Source organism: Solidesulfovibrio sp. C21 (genome assembly GCF_047785625.1).
GTDB lineage: Bacteria > Desulfobacterota > Desulfovibrionia > Desulfovibrionales > Desulfovibrionaceae > Solidesulfovibrio.
Genome location: NZ_JBLODY010000093.1, coordinates 1 through 14805 on the forward strand (window position 1 = coordinate 1; position 14805 = coordinate 14805).

The following is a 14805-nucleotide window of genomic DNA, read 5'->3' on the forward strand; positions in this document are numbered from 1 at the left end:
GTCCCCGGCGGGACGCCGGGGACAGCGCCGCCCGCCGGAAGGGGGGACCGGGGGGCCCATGGCCCCCCGGCGGGGTGCAGGGGCAGCGCCCCTGCCGGGTCCGGGCGGAGCCCGGCGGCTATCCCCGGGCCGCTTCGAAGGAAGCGTCGAAAATCGTCGACCAGCGGTAGCGCTGCATGTACGTGACGGCCGCCTGTCGCATGGCCCGCCATTTGGCCGGGTCTTCGACCATGGCCGCCACGGCCGCTTCCACGGCCTCGGACGTATAATCGGCCACGACGCCCGCCTGCTCGGCCGCCACGTCCTTGGCGATCTCGGGCACGTCGGTGATGATGACCGGCACGCCGCAGGCCAGGTAGTCCTTGACGCGGCTCGGGTCGGCCCAGCGCGACAGGTTGTTGTCCGTGGGGCGGTAGAGGGCCAGACTGATGTCGCAGGCCGGCAGCGTTTCGAGGACCTTGTCGTGGTTCATGACGCCGTGGAGGATGACGGAGTCGCCGAGTGCGCCCAGGCGCGGCTCGTAGGGCGCGTAGACCACGCCGTCCTCGACGGCGTCGTTGGGCGTCTTGCCGATGACGTGCAGGCGCAGGTCGGGAAAGCGGGCGATAAGGCGCGGCCAGGCCTCGATGACCAGATCCACGCCCTTGGACGGGGCAAGGGCTCCCAGCAGCACCAGATCGCGCGGCGCGCGGTCGGACTTGTCCGGCAGGTCGATTTTTTCCAGGTCCACGCCGACAGGCACGAGCACGTTTCGCGCGTCCGGCAGCCCCTGTTCCCGGCGCACGTCCACGATGCGCGGCGAGATGTTCCAGGCCGCGTCGCAGTTTTTCACGCAAAACCGGTCCAGGGCGTGGTAGACGGCGTTTAAAACCGGGTTGGCGAAGCGGCCGGGCATCCAGTCGATGGTGTAGAAGACCACCCGGTCGATCCGCCGGCATTTCTTGAGGAGAATGGCCACCACGGCGTTTAACGGGTCGCAGGCCACGCAGTCGTTGTAGCGGCCGCCCAGGGAGAAGAAAAAGACCAGCGAAAAGAGCGCGTCCTTGAAATAGGTCAGCAGGTTGGGGAGCGTCAGTCCGCAACGTTTCTTTTCTGTCGCGAGCTTCCCGGAAACGTATTTGCGGGCGATGGAGCGGCGGTCCGAGCAGTAGTGGAACGGGTGGTAGATGACGCCGAGGACGTCGGAACGTTCGCGGAGGTAGTTCTCCAGGGCCTCGGACGGGCCGGCCAGGTCCGTGATGTGGCTGATGAGCAGGGCTTTGCGAAAGTGCATGGGGTTCCCGTTGCGGACGTATTTGAGGATAGGCCGGCGCACGGGGCCGGTCGGGGCTTGAGGTAGCCGTATCGCCCGGGGAAATCAAGGCGGCGGGGCGCGTCGGACCGCATTGGGCGCGCCGCAGCGACAGGACTGTCCCGGCGTTGCCAAGGCGCGCCGCCTGGGCTATCTTGGAGATGAGAAGAATTTTCAAGGACAGGCGCATGCAATATCCTCGTGCCCGGCACGACCTGGAATTCGTTCCCATCACCCACGAAGGCCGCTCCATGATCCTCGTGCGCGACCGGCTGGGGCTCGTGCCCTACGGCACGGGCGTGCCGGCCGGACTCCTGCCGATTCTCGCGCTCATGGATGGGCAGCGCTCGCTTGCCGACCTCGAACGGGAGATCACGGCGCTCCAGGACGGCCGGCCGGTGACGGTCGAGGACATCGAGCGGGTGCTGGCCGAGCTCGACGCCGGCGGACTCCTCGATACCCCCCGCTATCAGGCCAAAAAGGCCGAGGCCGCCGCCGCATTCGCGGCCCGGGATATCCGCGAGCCCCTTTTCGCCGGCCCGGCCTATCCCGACAATCCGGAACTGCTCGTGCCCTATCTCGACGCCATCCTGGCCGATGCGCCGGAATTTTCCTTAGGCGACGGGCGCATCCTGGCCGCCATCGCTCCGCACATCGACCCCGAGGCGGGCAGGGCCGGCTACGCCGCCGCCTACGCCCCCCTGCGCGGGCTTTCCCCGAAGCGGGTGGTGGTGCTCGGCGTGGGACATCAGATTTTGCGCGGCCTCTACTGCCTGACCGACAAGGCCTACGGCACGCCGCTCGGGAACATCCCGGCCGACGCGGCGGCGGTTGCCGGGCTGCGTCGGGCCGGCGGGGCCTGCGTCGACCCGGGTGATCTGCAGCACCGCGACGAGCATTCGGTGGAATTTCAGGCCGTGTTTTTGCGCCATGTGCTGGTCGGCGATTTCAGCCTGGTGCCGGTCTTGTGCGGTTCGCCGCGAAGTGTGTTGTCGGCCCAGTCCCGCAGCGCCTTCCTCGACTACGCCGGCCCGTTTCTCGACGCCTTGCGCGGGATGGCCGCCGATCCGGACACGCTTTTCGTCGCGGGCGTGGATTTTTCCCACATCGGCCCCAAGTTCGGCCACGACAAGCCGGCCTTGGAGCTGGAGCAGGAGGCCATGGCCCACGACGCGGCGCTTCTGGCCGCTTTGGCGGCCGGCGATCCCGAGGCCTTCTGGGCGGAATCGGCCCGGGTCGACGACGGCTACAACGTGTGCGGGCTCGCCTCCCTGGCCACCCTGGCCGAGGTCGTGTCCTCCTGCGCCCTGACCGTCACCTGCCATGACATCATGCGCGAATCCGAAACCGCCTCGGCTGTGACCTTTGCCGCGGCCGCCCTGACCGCCCGGTGATGGCCGCCCCGATCATCCTCGATGTGCTGCACGTGGAGGCCTCCTCCCGCAGCCGCGCCGAAACCGGCTACACCATCAGGGCCAGCCACAAGAAGCACTGGCTCGAACAGGATCTGCCGCTGTCCCTGTTCGAGAAGCTGCTGGGCGCCATCACGGCCGTGGCCGAGGTGCGCTTCCAGGGCTGGGGCGATCCCCTGGCCAACCCGGACATCCTGGCCATGCTGGCCCTGGCCAAAAAGAAGGGCGCGCGCGCCGTCCTTTGCACCGACGCCGGCCGCTTCACCGACGCCCACGCCAATGCGCTGGTGCGCGACGGCATCGACGCCGTGGTTTTCCCCCTGGCCGGGCTGACCGAGGACACCAATTTCCGCCGGCGCGGCACCAGCCTTTTCGCGGTGCTTTCGGCCATGGACCGCCTGCGCACCGTCCAGGCCGTGCACGAGATCCACCTGCCGGAAGTGATCGTGCGCTACAGCCTGACCCGCTCGGGGCTGCTCGGCCATGAACTCGAGGAACTGCCGCGTTTTCTGGAGGGCATAAGCGTGCGTTCGGCCCTGGTGCGGCCGCTGTCCTACGCCACCAGCCAGCATACCGAGTTCGACGTCATCGTGCCCGAGGATCAGGCTGCCTACGACCGTGTGGCCGAGTCCATGCGCCTGGCCGCCGTCGACGCCGCCGGACGCGGCATCCGCCTGGACTGCCGGCTCGTCCACGGCGGGGTCTCGCGCTTTCACTGCCCGGATACGCCCGGCAGCGGCCTCTTTCTCGCCGCCGACGGGGCGGTGAGCCCCTGTCCGCTGCGAAACGTGCCGCTTGCCGGCGAGTCCAGCTACCGCTTCCACGGCCAGGACGTCCCTTTCCCCCACGACGTGCGCGGCAACCTGCACACCGATACCCTCGCCGCCATCTGGAACGAGCCCGACTACCGGGAATTCCGCTACAAGCACGATACCGACACGCCGCCCGAAGGCTGCGCCGGCTGTTGGCGCTCCTACCTCGTGCCGGTCAAATAAGCGCCCGGATCGCCTGCCGGTTGACGCTGGATGGGCCAAGGTCCATAACATGGCACAGTCGTCCCCCGGACGACGTACCATCCACAGGAGGAAAACGCTTATGAGCGATCGTACCGGACTGATTACCTTTTTCGGCAATGGCCTGACCCTTTCCGGCAATCCCGTGGGCGTCGGCGACGCGGCTCCGGATTTCACCGTTTTGACCAACGAGCTGGCCCCGGCCAAGCTGGCGGACTTCACGGAAAAGGGGCTTATCCTCATCGCCGTGCCGTCCCTCGATACCGCCGTGTGCGACCTGGAAGCCCGCAAGTTCAACAAGGAAATGGAAAGCCTGACCGGCAAGGCCAAGGCGCTCGTCATCAGCATGGACCTGCCCTTTGCCCAGAAACGCTGGGCCGAGGCCGCCGGCGTGAAAAATATCGTGACGCTGTCCGACCACCGCGACGCCTCCTTCGGCACGGCCTACGGCCTGCTCATCAAGGAACTGCGCCTGCTTTCCCGCGCCGTGCTGGTCGTCGGCCCGGACCGCAAGGTCGCCTACATGGAGCTTGTGCCCGAGGTGACCAACGAGCCCGACTATGCCGCCGCCCTTGCGGCTCTGAAGAAGGTCCTGTAGAGACGGGCCGTCCGCTTTGAAAGCGGACAGGGACGCCTTATGAAGCAGTATACGCACGATATGAGCCGACGCCCCCGGGCGTCGGCCCTTTTTGCGGCCTTTTTCGTCCTGGCAGCCTTGCTTTCCGGTTGCGCCGGGCAACAAGCCACGGTCCGGCCCACGGTTGTCGTGGAGAAAGAAGCCCTGGGACGCGGCGTCGCAGTCGCGGTCAAGGTCGTGGACGCCCGGCCGAGCGACGAAGTGGGGCTTTGCGACCCCACGTCCTCCTTCGCCGGCAAGCTGACCACGGCCTGCAATCCGGCTCCGGCCATGCGCATCGCCGTGGAAAAGGGCCTGCGCGACAAGGGCTTCACCCCGGCCCCGGCCGGCGAGTCCGTGGTGCGAAACGTCACTGTGGAACTCAAGAATCTGGCCTATAAGCCAAGCAAGGACGGAGCCCATCTCGCCGCCAAGGCCGTGGCCGTCATCGTCGTCACCGCCGACAACAACGGCCGGACCATGACCCGCCGCTACGAGGGCGAAACCGTCTGGAAGCTGCCGGCCGATGGCGTGGAGCCCGAGTTCGACAAGCTTTTGAGCATGACCGTGTCCAAGGCGCTTTCCCGCATGGCCTCGGATTACGAGTTGATCCACTTTCTGGAAAAAACCGTCCTGCGTACGCGGGAGCTTAAATGATCGGGCCGGGGACGCCTTCGCGTGCCCCGGCTCCCTTTTGAAAACGGCCGCTCCCGGCCCCGTCCGGCGGACGCTCCGCCGTAAAAGGATGACCGCCCCATGGCCCTTTCCGTCGGCATCGTGGGTCTGCCGAACGTCGGCAAATCCACCCTTTTCAACGCCCTCACCAAGGCCCAGAACGCCCAGGCCGCCAACTACCCCTTCTGCACCATCGAGCCCAACGTCGCCATCGTGCCCGTGCCGGACGCGCGCCTCGACGCCCTGGCCGCCCTGGTCAACCCGGCCCAGATCGTGCCCGCCACCGTCCGCTTCACCGATATCGCCGGACTTGTGGCCGGAGCCAGCAAGGGAGAAGGGCTCGGCAACAAATTTCTCGCCCATATCCGCGAAACCGAAGTCATCGTCCACGTCGCCCGCGCCTTCGAGGACGACGACGTGGTCCACGTGGCCGGTTCCGTGGACCCGGCCCGCGACATCGACGTCATCGACACCGAACTCATCCTGGCCGATATCCAGGTCCTCGAGAACAGGCTCGACCGCCTCGTCAAACAGACCAAGGGCAGCAAGGACAAGGAACTGCTCGACAAGGTCGCCGCCGGCAAACGCCTCGCCGACCACCTCATGGACGGCAAGCCCGCGTCCAGCGTCGAAGGGGCCGATACCCCGGCCATGCAGGCGCTCTTTGACGACATCCGGCCCATCACCGCCAAACGCGTCATCTACTGCGCCAACGTGGGCGAGGACGACCCCAACGGCGAATCGCCGCTGGTCGCCAAGGTGCGCGAAATCGCCGTCGCCCGCGGCGCGGAAGTCGTCGTGGTCTGCGCCCGCATGGAAGAGGAGCTGGCCGGGCTGACCGACGACGAGCGCCAGGAATTTCTCGCCTCCTACGGCCTGACCGAATCCGGTCTCGATAGGGTGGCGCGTCTGGCCTACCATACCCTCGGCCTCATCAGCTTTTTCACCGCCGGCCCCAAGGAAGTCCGCGCCTGGACCCTGACCGCCGGAGCAAAAGCCCCCGCCGCCGCCGGCCAGATCCACTCCGATATCGAACGCGGTTTCATCCGCGCCGAAGTCATCGGCTACGACGACTACATCAAGCACCAGTCCGAAGCGAAATGCCGCGCCGCCGGCGTCCTGCGCCAGGAAGGCAAGGACTACGTCATGGCCGACGGCGACGTCGTGCACTTTCTGTTCAACGTTTAGGCGAAACGCCGGCAGGGGAGGCGGCACGGGAGAACCGGGGCGCCGCCCCGGACCCCGGCGGGGGCTCCGCCCCCTGCCCCCCCGCCGGGAGGCCACGGGCCCCCCGGACCCCCCGACTCGGCTTTGGCTGGGCGGGAGTGGGGATGGCTTGCCGGCAAGGCCGGGAGTGAAGATGGAGGCGGAATTTGCCGGGACGGTGCATGCCGCTTCGCGACAAGCTCGTCCCGGACAAATTCCGCCTCCACCACGCCGTCGCCCCTTTGGGGCGAGGAAGACATGTATGATTTTGGATTGACTTTCTTGCGCTAAGCGGCACATGAGAAATACATGACGCTCCTGTTCGACCAATCCAAAGCCATCGGGAAAGCGCTTGGGGAAGAAGCGGCCAAACCCATTATCGAGGCGTTATCAGACGGCTGACAAAAGAGCCACTGACGCGCTGTTGGGGGAGGTGGCGACCAAAGCTGATCTGGCGCAGCTCGAAGTGCGCATGGAAAAACGGCTGGGCATGTTGGACGCCCGTCTTGCCCGGCTCGAAAATATGGTCAAGGTGCTTATTGGCCTTACGGCCCTGGCCATCGCCTTCTTCAGTCCTGTCGCGGAAAAGCTGATCGGCTTGCTGCGATAAGAATCTCCTTTCTTTTCTCCATATTATCTTCAATGCGGCGCTTCGCCGCTGGCGATCTTGTCGCCGCAATCGTGTCCGGCGTCGAGGCGCTTAAGCGCCTCGTGCCGCCGGGCCGGCGGCGAGGAGCAGGGCGGCCAGGGCCACGAGCAGTCCGGGGATGGTTCTCATGGCGGTTTCTCCGGGAGTTAGTCGGGGAGCTTGTAGGTGATGTCGTCGAGATCGAAGCGCCATTTGGGCGGGGCGACGTCGGTGCCCGGCTTCATGTGTCCCACGGCCATAAGCAGGGGAATCCAGAAGGTGTCCGGGATGGAGAAGGCCCCCCGCACGCCGTCGTGGTCGAAGCCGTCCATGGGGTGGGTGACGTAGCCGAGGTCGGCGGCGGCGTACATAACGGTCATGGCGAAAAAGGCGGTGTTTTTGACGGCGAAGGCCAGGGATTTTTCCGGGGTTTCGCCGTAGAGGCTTTTGACCGAGGCGGCAAAGGCGTCGCGGTCCTCGGGTTTGAAGTGGCCGGTTTCGACCAGGTAGGAGAATTGGCGTTCGAAGGAAGGGGAGTAGAGTTTCCAGGCTTCGGTGTCGGCCAGGAACATGAGGATGACGGGCGCTTCGGTGACCTTGGGCTGGTCCCAGGCCAGGGCGCGCAGTTTGGCTTTCTGGGCCGGCTCGCGCAGCACGGCCACCTTCCAGGGCTGGAGGTTGAAGCCGGAGGGCGCGCGGGTGGCGGTTTCGAGGATCTTGTCCAGGTCTTCCGGGGGCACGTCCCGGTCGGGGGCGAAGAAGTTGACGGCCCGGCGGGACCGCATGACGTCTTGAAAATCCATGGCGGACTCCTTTGTTTCCAACTGTAGAGCAGTGCCCCCGCCCTGTGGTGCTGTCAATACGGGAAACCGTGGCGAAGCGCCCGGCCCTTGACTTCACCGGCCGGGAAAGGCATGCAGGCCGGACATTTTCCCCTTTCCGTCATATCAAAAAGGACCTTCCATGGCGCTCAATCTGACCCAGAAGATCATCAAGGATCACCTTGTTTCCGGCGAAATGACCCCCGGGTCCGAAATCGCCCTGCGCATCGATCAGACGCTCACCCAGGACGCCACCGGCACCATGGCCTACCTCCAGTTCGAGGCCATCGGGCTGCCGCGCGTGCGCACCGAGCTTTCCGTCAGCTATGTGGATCACAATACGTTGCAGATGGGGTTCCGCAACCCCGACGACCATGCCTATCTGCGCACCGTGGCCGCCAAGTACGGCATCATCTTCTCGCCTCCGGGCACGGGCATCTGCCACCAGCTGCATCTGGAGAATTTCGCCAAGCCGGGCAAGACCCTGGTCGGCTCCGATTCCCACACCCCCACGGCCGGCGGCGTCGGCGCCATGGCCATGGGCGCGGGCGGCCTGTCGGTGGCCCTGGCCATGGCCGGGGAAGCGTACGTCATCGCCATGCCCAAGGTGGTCAAGGTCAACCTGACCGGCAAGCTTACCGGCTGGGCCACGGGCAAGGACGTGATCCTGAAGCTGCTCGGCATGCTCACGGTCAAGGGCGGTGTCGGCAAGGTCATCGAGTACGCCGGGCCGGGCGTGGCCACCTTGTCCGTGCCCGAGCGGGCGGTCATCACCAACATGGGGGCCGAACTCGGGGCCACCACCTCCATTTTCCCCAGCGACGAGGCCACCAAGGCCTTTTTGACCGCCATGGGACGTCCCGAGGACTTCACGCCGCTTGCCGCCGATCCCGACGCGACCTACGACGAGGTGGTGGAGATCGACCTGTCGGCGCTTACCCCCATGGCCGCCGCGCCGCACATGCCCGACCGGGCCGCCACCATCGCCTCGCTTGCCGGCATGAAGGTCGACCAGGCCTGCATCGGTTCCTGCACCAACTCCTCCTATGCCGACCTCATGGCCGTGGCCGACATCCTGGAGGGCAAGCGCATCGATCCCACCACCGATCTGCTCATCGCGCCGGGCTCCAAGCAGGTGCTCAAGATGCTGGCCGCGGCCGGCCGCATCGATCCGCTGCTCGACGCCGGGGCGCGCATTCTGGAGTGCGCCTGCGGTCCGTGCATCGGCATGGGCGGCTCGCCGGTTTCCGGCGGCGTGAGCGCCCGCACCTTCAACCGCAATTTCGAGGGCCGCTCCGGCACCCAGGACGCCAAGGTCTATCTGGTCAGCCCGCAGACCGCGGCCGTGACCGCGCTGCGCGGCGAGTTTTCCGACCCGGCCACCTGGGGCGAGGCTCCGGCCAAGGCCACCTTGCCGGACAATGCTCCCAACATCCGCCATCTGTTTCTCTACCCGAAGGAGAGCGGCGAGGGCGTGGAGATCCGGCGCGGCCCCAACATCGCGCCGCTGCCGCCTTTCACGCCGCTGCCGGAGCGCATCGAGGCCAAGGTGGCGCTCAAGGTCGGCGACGACATCACCACCGACCACATCCTGCCGGCCGGGGCCCAGATCACGGCGCTTCGCTCCAACATTCCGGCGATTAGCGAATACATCTTCAGCCGGGTGGACGCCGAGTTCGTGCCGCGCATCAAAAAGCTCGGCAAGGGCATCATCCTCGGCGGCGAGAACTACGGCCAGGGGTCGAGCCGCGAACATGCGGCTCTTGGGCCGCGCTACCTGGGCGTGGCGGCGGTCATCGCCAAGTCCATGGCCCGCATCCACCGGGCCAATCTGGTCAACTTCGGCATCCTGCCGCTTTTGCTCGTGAACGCTTCGGATTACGACCGGCTTCCGGCCGGGGCGGATATCAGTTTCGACACCGGGACCATCGCTCCGGGAGCGGTTTTGTCCATCACCGTGGAGGGCGTCGGCCCTGTGGCCGTCACCAACGACCTGACCGCCAAGGAGCTGGAGACCATCCGGGCCGGCGGCCTGCTCAACAGCGTCCGGCGGTCCCGCGCGTAAAGAAAAAGGGGGATGCCCCCGGACCCCCCTTCAAAAACTTTCGAAAGGGATTATGTTGCGCCCTCGAAAAACCTTATAAACGCATTTCGGGAACGCAACACACATAGCGCCGTCTAGGCGTGCGAATCGCCGAGGAGAAAAAATGCTCGATCCCATGCGGAAATACGCCCAGTCCTGGGGCACCAAGATCGTTTTCGGCCTGATCATCCTGGTCTTCGTCTTTTGGGGCGTGGGCAGTTTCCAGGGCGACAAGGCCACGGTGCTCGCCACCATCGACGGCCAGCCCGTGCTGATCAAGGACTATGAGAAGGCCTACAAGGAAGGCCTGCGCCTGGTCAAAAACAAGAATCCCAACATCACGGACAAGGAGCTTCAGGACGGAGGCTTCCGCTGGCAGGTCTTCAGCAACATGGTGACCAGCCGGCTGCTGGAAGCCCAGGCCAAAAAGCTCGGCGTGTCCGTGTCCGCCGAGGAACTGCGGGCGGAAATCGCCAAGATTCCGGCCTTCCAGGACAAGTCCAAGAAGTTCGACGCCAAGCGCTACGAAAACATCCTGCGGGCCAACGACGTGACCCCGGGAGAGTTCGAGGCGGACTTCCGTCAGAATCTGCTGCTCGAGAAGCTGGCCGCCTTCGTCAGCCTGCCGGCGTCGGTGTCCGAAGCCGAAGCCCGCTCCATTTTCGATTTCATGCGCGAGCAGGCCGTCATCAAGTACATCATGTTCAAGGCCGAGGATTTCGACAAGGGGATCAACCCCACCGACGAACAGATCAAGGCCTACTACGAGGCCCGCAAGGACCAGTTCGCCACCCCGGCCAAGATCAAGATCGACTACGTGGAATTCACGCCCAAGGCCCTGGCCCAGCCCGACCAGGTGTCCGATGCCGACGTCGAGGCCTATTACAAGGCCAACCAGAAGAAATACGCCCGGCCCGAGCAGGTCAAGGTGCGCCATTTCCTCATCATGCTGCCGGCCGATGCGCCCCAGTCGGCGGTCGACGCGGCCACGGCCAAGCTCAAGGACATCGCGGCCAAGCTCAAGGCCGGGGCGGATTTCGCTTCGCTTTTGCCCAAAAATCCCAACAATGCCGAGGGGCTTATCGGCGAGGATTGGGCTTGGTTGCCCAAGGGCAGCCTGCCCAAGGAATTCGGCCCGTTCGAGGAAAAGGCGTTTTCGCTGAAAAACGGCGAGATCAGCGAGCCCGTGCGCACGGCGCTTGGCCTGCATCTTATCCAGGCCGGCGAACGTCAGGCGGCCGGCGAGCGTCCCCTGTCCGAGGTCAAGGACGACATCCGCGAGGAACTGGCCGAGCGCAAGGCGTCGGACAAGCTGACCAAGTCCCTGGACAACATGCAGGACAAGATCGCCTCGGGCGAGGACCTGGGCAAGGCGGCCGCAGCCGAGAAACTGCCGGTCAAGAGCGCGGACTTTTTCAGCAAGGACAATCCCCCGGCGGACCTCGGCCTGTCCGATCAGGCCCTTGGCGTGCTTTTTTCCATGAAAAAGGGCACCGCTTCCGATACGCCGCTGTCCACCCAGGACGGCTTCCTGCTGGCCCGGGTGACGGACATCCAGCCGGCCGGCTTCCAGTCCCTGGATGCCGTCAAGGACGCGATCAAGCAGCGTCTTGTCGCCGACGAGGCGCAAAAGCGCGCCCGGGCCAAGGCCGACGAAACGGTCAAGGCCCTGGATACCCCGGCCGGGGAACAGAAGATTCTGGCCGAGTACAAGGACAAGATCGCCACGTCCCAGCCGTTTAGCCGCCAGGGCTTCATCCCGGGCCTCGGCATGGCGCCGGTGCTGGTCCAGACGGCTTTCGAAGCCAAGGGGCCGGGCTGGTTCAAGGCCGCCTATGCCGTGACCGGCGGGTTCGTGCTGGCCAGCCTGGACAAGAAGATCCCGGCCGCCGCCGCCTTGTGGGACAAGGAGAAGGATCGCTGGCTGGCGACGTTGTCCCAGTCCAAGCAGTCCGAGCTCTTCAAGGCCTACCTGGCCACGGTGCAGCAGGGGGCCAAGGTGGAGATCGTCAACCAGGATATCCTGGGACCCCAGCCGGGCGCGCCGGCGACCGGCGCGGCGGAACAGGCCAAAGGCAAGAAGTAGCCTGTCGCGATGGCGAGGGCCGGCCGGGGGAACCCGGCAGCCTGACGCTGACGACGCAGTCAAGCGGGCGCGGTTTCGAGCGCGCCCGCTTTTTTTTTGCGCTTGGCCGGCCGGGGGTTGCGGGTGATCGGTCACGAAAAGGCAAGTATGACGGTATTGACAGAAATGTTCGTTAACATATCCCCTTTACCAGCGTTTCGACTGGCGGAAGCCACGGGAGCGGCCATCCGTTTCCGTGACGATCGCGCGACGCCGTATGGCGGGCGACAACGGGGCGGTGGGCCGGAAGGCGAGGGGCTGGGCCGTTACCGTGGCGGCGATGGGACGTCGCGGGTGACTGGTAAATGGTATCGTATTGTTGATTGTGTGTAACAGAATTCTTGATACCGCATCGTGTCGGGGAGCAAGGCGAACTCCTGTACAGGAATGTCGCATGCGCGCTGGCCGTTTGAAGCCCGGCGGTCGGTTTTTTGAAAGCGGTTTTTCGGGCCTCGGCGCATCAGCCTGACCATACGCCACGGCCACGAAACATGCGTCGAGACAACAAGGGTGGATTCCCCTCTGGAGGTGCCGTATGGACAAGGAACTCGTCAAAAAACACGAACAGTCTTTGCTGCAGGCCATGACCGGCGTCGAACAGTGTCAGGGGGTGCTTACCCGCCTGGACAGGCAATGGACCCGGGCCACGCTCACCGGCAAGATCAACTGCAGCCGCATCGCCCAGACGCTGATCGACTTCATCATCAGCACCCAGGACAATTTCACCGCGCTGCAAAAAAACCTCGTCGACACCCTGGTCCTGGAAAACACCCAGAAGGTGATCCTCGAGATCGCGGCCGTGGCCCAGGTGGCCATCGACATCCTCAAGCGCAACCTGTTCGAACGCACGGCGGACGTCGGGTTTCTGGCCACCGACGACGACATCGTGCAGTTTCTTTTGCGCGGCGGCGAGGTGGCCGGGGCCCTGGCTCGCGTGGGGGACGAGGCGGCCCTGGTTCCCTCTGGCGACGCCGCACCCGGCTTTGCGGACCCTCGGGCCGTGGACCGCATCGAGGAGCGCCTGCGCCAGTACCGCGACAAGTATACGGTCTACAACGAGATCATCATCCTCGACACGGCCGGTCGCGTGCGGGCGCATCTCGACCGCGACAATGCCGTAAGGCGCAGCGACGATCCGCTGATTGCCGAGACCCTGGCCGCCCCGTCCTATGTCGAGACCTACCGGCAAAGCGACCTGCTGCCCGGTCGCGGGGAGGCGCTGCTCTATTCCCAGGCCATCAAGGACCCCGCCAGCGGCGCGCCGCTCGGCGTGCTGTGCCTGGTCTTCGATTTCGCCGGGGAGATGGAAGGCATCTTCGGGAATCTCAAAAATTTTGCCTTGGACACCGTCATCCTGATTCTCGACGAGCGGGGCAGGGCCATCGCCTCGAGCGATCCCGCCAAGGCCCCGGTCGGCCGGACCTATCCGTTTTCGCTTCGTGACGACTTCACCATAACCCAGCTCGGCGGCGAGGCCTACCTGTCCAAGACCCTGGGCACCAAGGGTTACCAGGGTTTTTTCGGCCTGCCCTGGAACGGACAGGTGCTCAAGCGCGTGGCCACGGCCTTTCAAAACGGCACCAACGGCCACAGCCTTGACGAGGCCGCCATCCGGCGCAACGCTATCTTTTCCGGACGCCTTCTCAAGGTCGAGGAGGCCTCCGAAAACGTGCTGTCGGATCTGCAACTGGTGGTGCAAAACGGCGAGATCATGGCCGCCAAGAAATCCATCCAGGCCGACGCCTCGGAGCGGGTCGAGGCCCAGGCCCTGCCCCACGTCTTAAACGAGGTCAAAAAGATCGGCGACCAGGTGCAGCACGTGTTCCAGACCTCCACCGGCGGACTGCTCAAGCTCGTGACCTCTTCGCGCCTGCACGACGTGCAGTTTCTGGCCGCCCTGGCCATCGACATCATGGACCGCAACCTCTACGAGCGGGCCAATGACTGCCGCTGGTGGGCGCTGACCTCGGACTTCCGGCGCATGCTGGAAAAGCCCTCCCTGTCCGAGGCCGACCAGGACCGCATGCGCGAGATCCTGGCCTACATCAACAGCCTCTACACGGTGTACACCAACCTCTTCGTCTACGACCGCAACGGGAAAATCCTGGCCTGCTCCAACCCGGACGAACACCGCCAGGAAGGCCGGGTGCTCCATGAGCAGTACGTTGCCAAGACTCTGGCTTGCAGCGATTCCCAACTCTACCACGTCTCGGACTTCGCGGCCTCGGACCTGTACGAGGAGGGCGGCGTGGCGCGCCATACCTACATCTACAACGCCCCCATCACCTCGCTGGCCCGCGAGGGGACGGTGCTCGGCGGCATCGGCATCGTCTTCGATTCCAAGCCCCAGTTCCTTTCCATGCTGCACGATGCCCTGCCGCGCGACGGCCTGGGCAATATTCTCGAAGGCTCGGAAGGGATGTTCGTGGAAACGGGCGGCAAGGTCGTCGCCGCAACCAACCCGGACATCGCGCCCGGGGACGACATCGACCTGGCCGGCGTCTTCTGCCAGCTCTCCTGCGGCCAGTTCACCTCGCACCTGCTGTCCGAGGGCGACAAGCTCTACGCCGTGGGCTGCTCGCACTCCGCCGGCTACCGGGAGTACAAACGCGACGGCACCTACGCCAACGACCTGCTCGCTATCGTCAAAGTTCGAATTTAAGAGTTTTTGAAGAGATACGCCGGGGGGAAACCTTTCTTGCAGAAAGGTTCTCCCCCCGGCCCCCCCTTCCAAAGACTCTTAACGATAACAGCCTGTCACCGTTAAAAGTTTTTGGGAGGGGAGAGTGCGAGAGGGGAACCCTTTTCCCAAAAAGGGTTCCCCTCTCGCACTTCCTTCCAACTTTTTTTCGAAGTTGTCCCTAGCCCGGCAGGGCGGTCTGGTTCTTCCGGTCGCTTTGGGCTTCCCGGGAACGGATGAGGTCCTGGAGGACCA

Annotated in this window: 11 protein-coding genes; 9 read left to right on the top strand and 2 right to left on the bottom strand. The window is 65.1% G+C overall.

From position 1 onward, the window contains the following. Positions 1-118 precede the first annotated feature (118 nt). A complete protein-coding gene (locus tag ACMZ6R_RS18320) occupies positions 119-1273 on the bottom strand; it encodes a glycosyltransferase (protein WP_416114177.1) in 1155 nt (384 codons plus the stop codon). 206 nt (positions 1274-1479) lie between these two features. On the opposite strand from ACMZ6R_RS18320, the gene amrB reads away from it, so the two are divergent. From amrB to ACMZ6R_RS18350, 6 genes are all read left to right on the top strand, one after another. Beyond that, a complete protein-coding gene (amrB, locus tag ACMZ6R_RS18325; RefSeq protein ID WP_416114179.1) occupies positions 1480-2685 on the top strand; it encodes an AmmeMemoRadiSam system protein B in 1206 nt (401 codons plus the stop codon). After that, on the top strand, positions 2685-3698 hold the full coding sequence (locus ACMZ6R_RS18330; protein ID WP_416114181.1) for an SPASM domain-containing protein: 1014 nt from the start codon (positions 2685-2687) through the stop codon (positions 3696-3698). Before amrB ends, ACMZ6R_RS18330 begins: the two co-directional genes overlap by 1 nt. Positions 3699-3798: 100 nt before the next feature. Then, complete coding sequence (tpx, locus tag ACMZ6R_RS18335) at positions 3799-4314, top strand: thiol peroxidase (protein WP_416114183.1); 516 nt, start codon at positions 3799-3801, stop codon at positions 4312-4314. A 39-nt stretch (positions 4315-4353) separates the two neighbouring features. Next, positions 4354-4989, top strand: coding sequence for a YajG family lipoprotein (locus ACMZ6R_RS18340; RefSeq protein ID WP_416114185.1), 636 nt, complete (start codon positions 4354-4356; stop codon positions 4987-4989). A 99-nt stretch (positions 4990-5088) separates the two neighbouring features. Further along, complete coding sequence (gene ychF, locus ACMZ6R_RS18345) at positions 5089-6195, top strand: redox-regulated ATPase YchF (protein WP_416114187.1); 1107 nt, start codon at positions 5089-5091, stop codon at positions 6193-6195. 451 nt (positions 6196-6646) lie between these two features. Further along, positions 6647-6823, top strand: coding sequence for a hypothetical protein (locus ACMZ6R_RS18350; RefSeq protein ID WP_416114189.1), 177 nt, complete (start codon positions 6647-6649; stop codon positions 6821-6823). 185 nt (positions 6824-7008) lie between these two features. Here the strand turns inward: ACMZ6R_RS18350 and ACMZ6R_RS18355 are convergent, their stop codons facing one another. Then, positions 7009-7644, bottom strand: a complete 636-nt coding sequence (locus tag ACMZ6R_RS18355; protein ID WP_416114191.1) for a nitroreductase family protein — start codon at positions 7642-7644, stop codon at positions 7009-7011. Between the two features lie 160 nt (positions 7645-7804). On the opposite strand from ACMZ6R_RS18355, the gene ACMZ6R_RS18360 reads away from it, so the two are divergent. From ACMZ6R_RS18360 to ACMZ6R_RS18370, 3 genes are all read left to right on the top strand, one after another. Beyond that, positions 7805-9727, top strand: coding sequence for an aconitate hydratase (locus ACMZ6R_RS18360; RefSeq protein ID WP_416114193.1), 1923 nt, complete (start codon positions 7805-7807; stop codon positions 9725-9727). A gap of 142 nt (positions 9728-9869) precedes the next feature. Then, the gene (locus ACMZ6R_RS18365; protein ID WP_416114195.1) at positions 9870-11831 is read left to right on the top strand and encodes a SurA N-terminal domain-containing protein; all 1962 of its coding nucleotides are present in this window, start codon (positions 9870-9872) and stop codon (positions 11829-11831) included. Between the two features lie 574 nt (positions 11832-12405). Continuing rightward, positions 12406-14532 carry a cache domain-containing protein gene (locus ACMZ6R_RS18370; RefSeq protein ID WP_416114197.1) on the top strand — a complete coding sequence of 709 codons (2127 nt, stop codon included), beginning with the start codon at positions 12406-12408 and terminating at the stop codon, positions 14530-14532. The last annotated feature ends 273 nt before the right edge of the window (positions 14533-14805 follow it).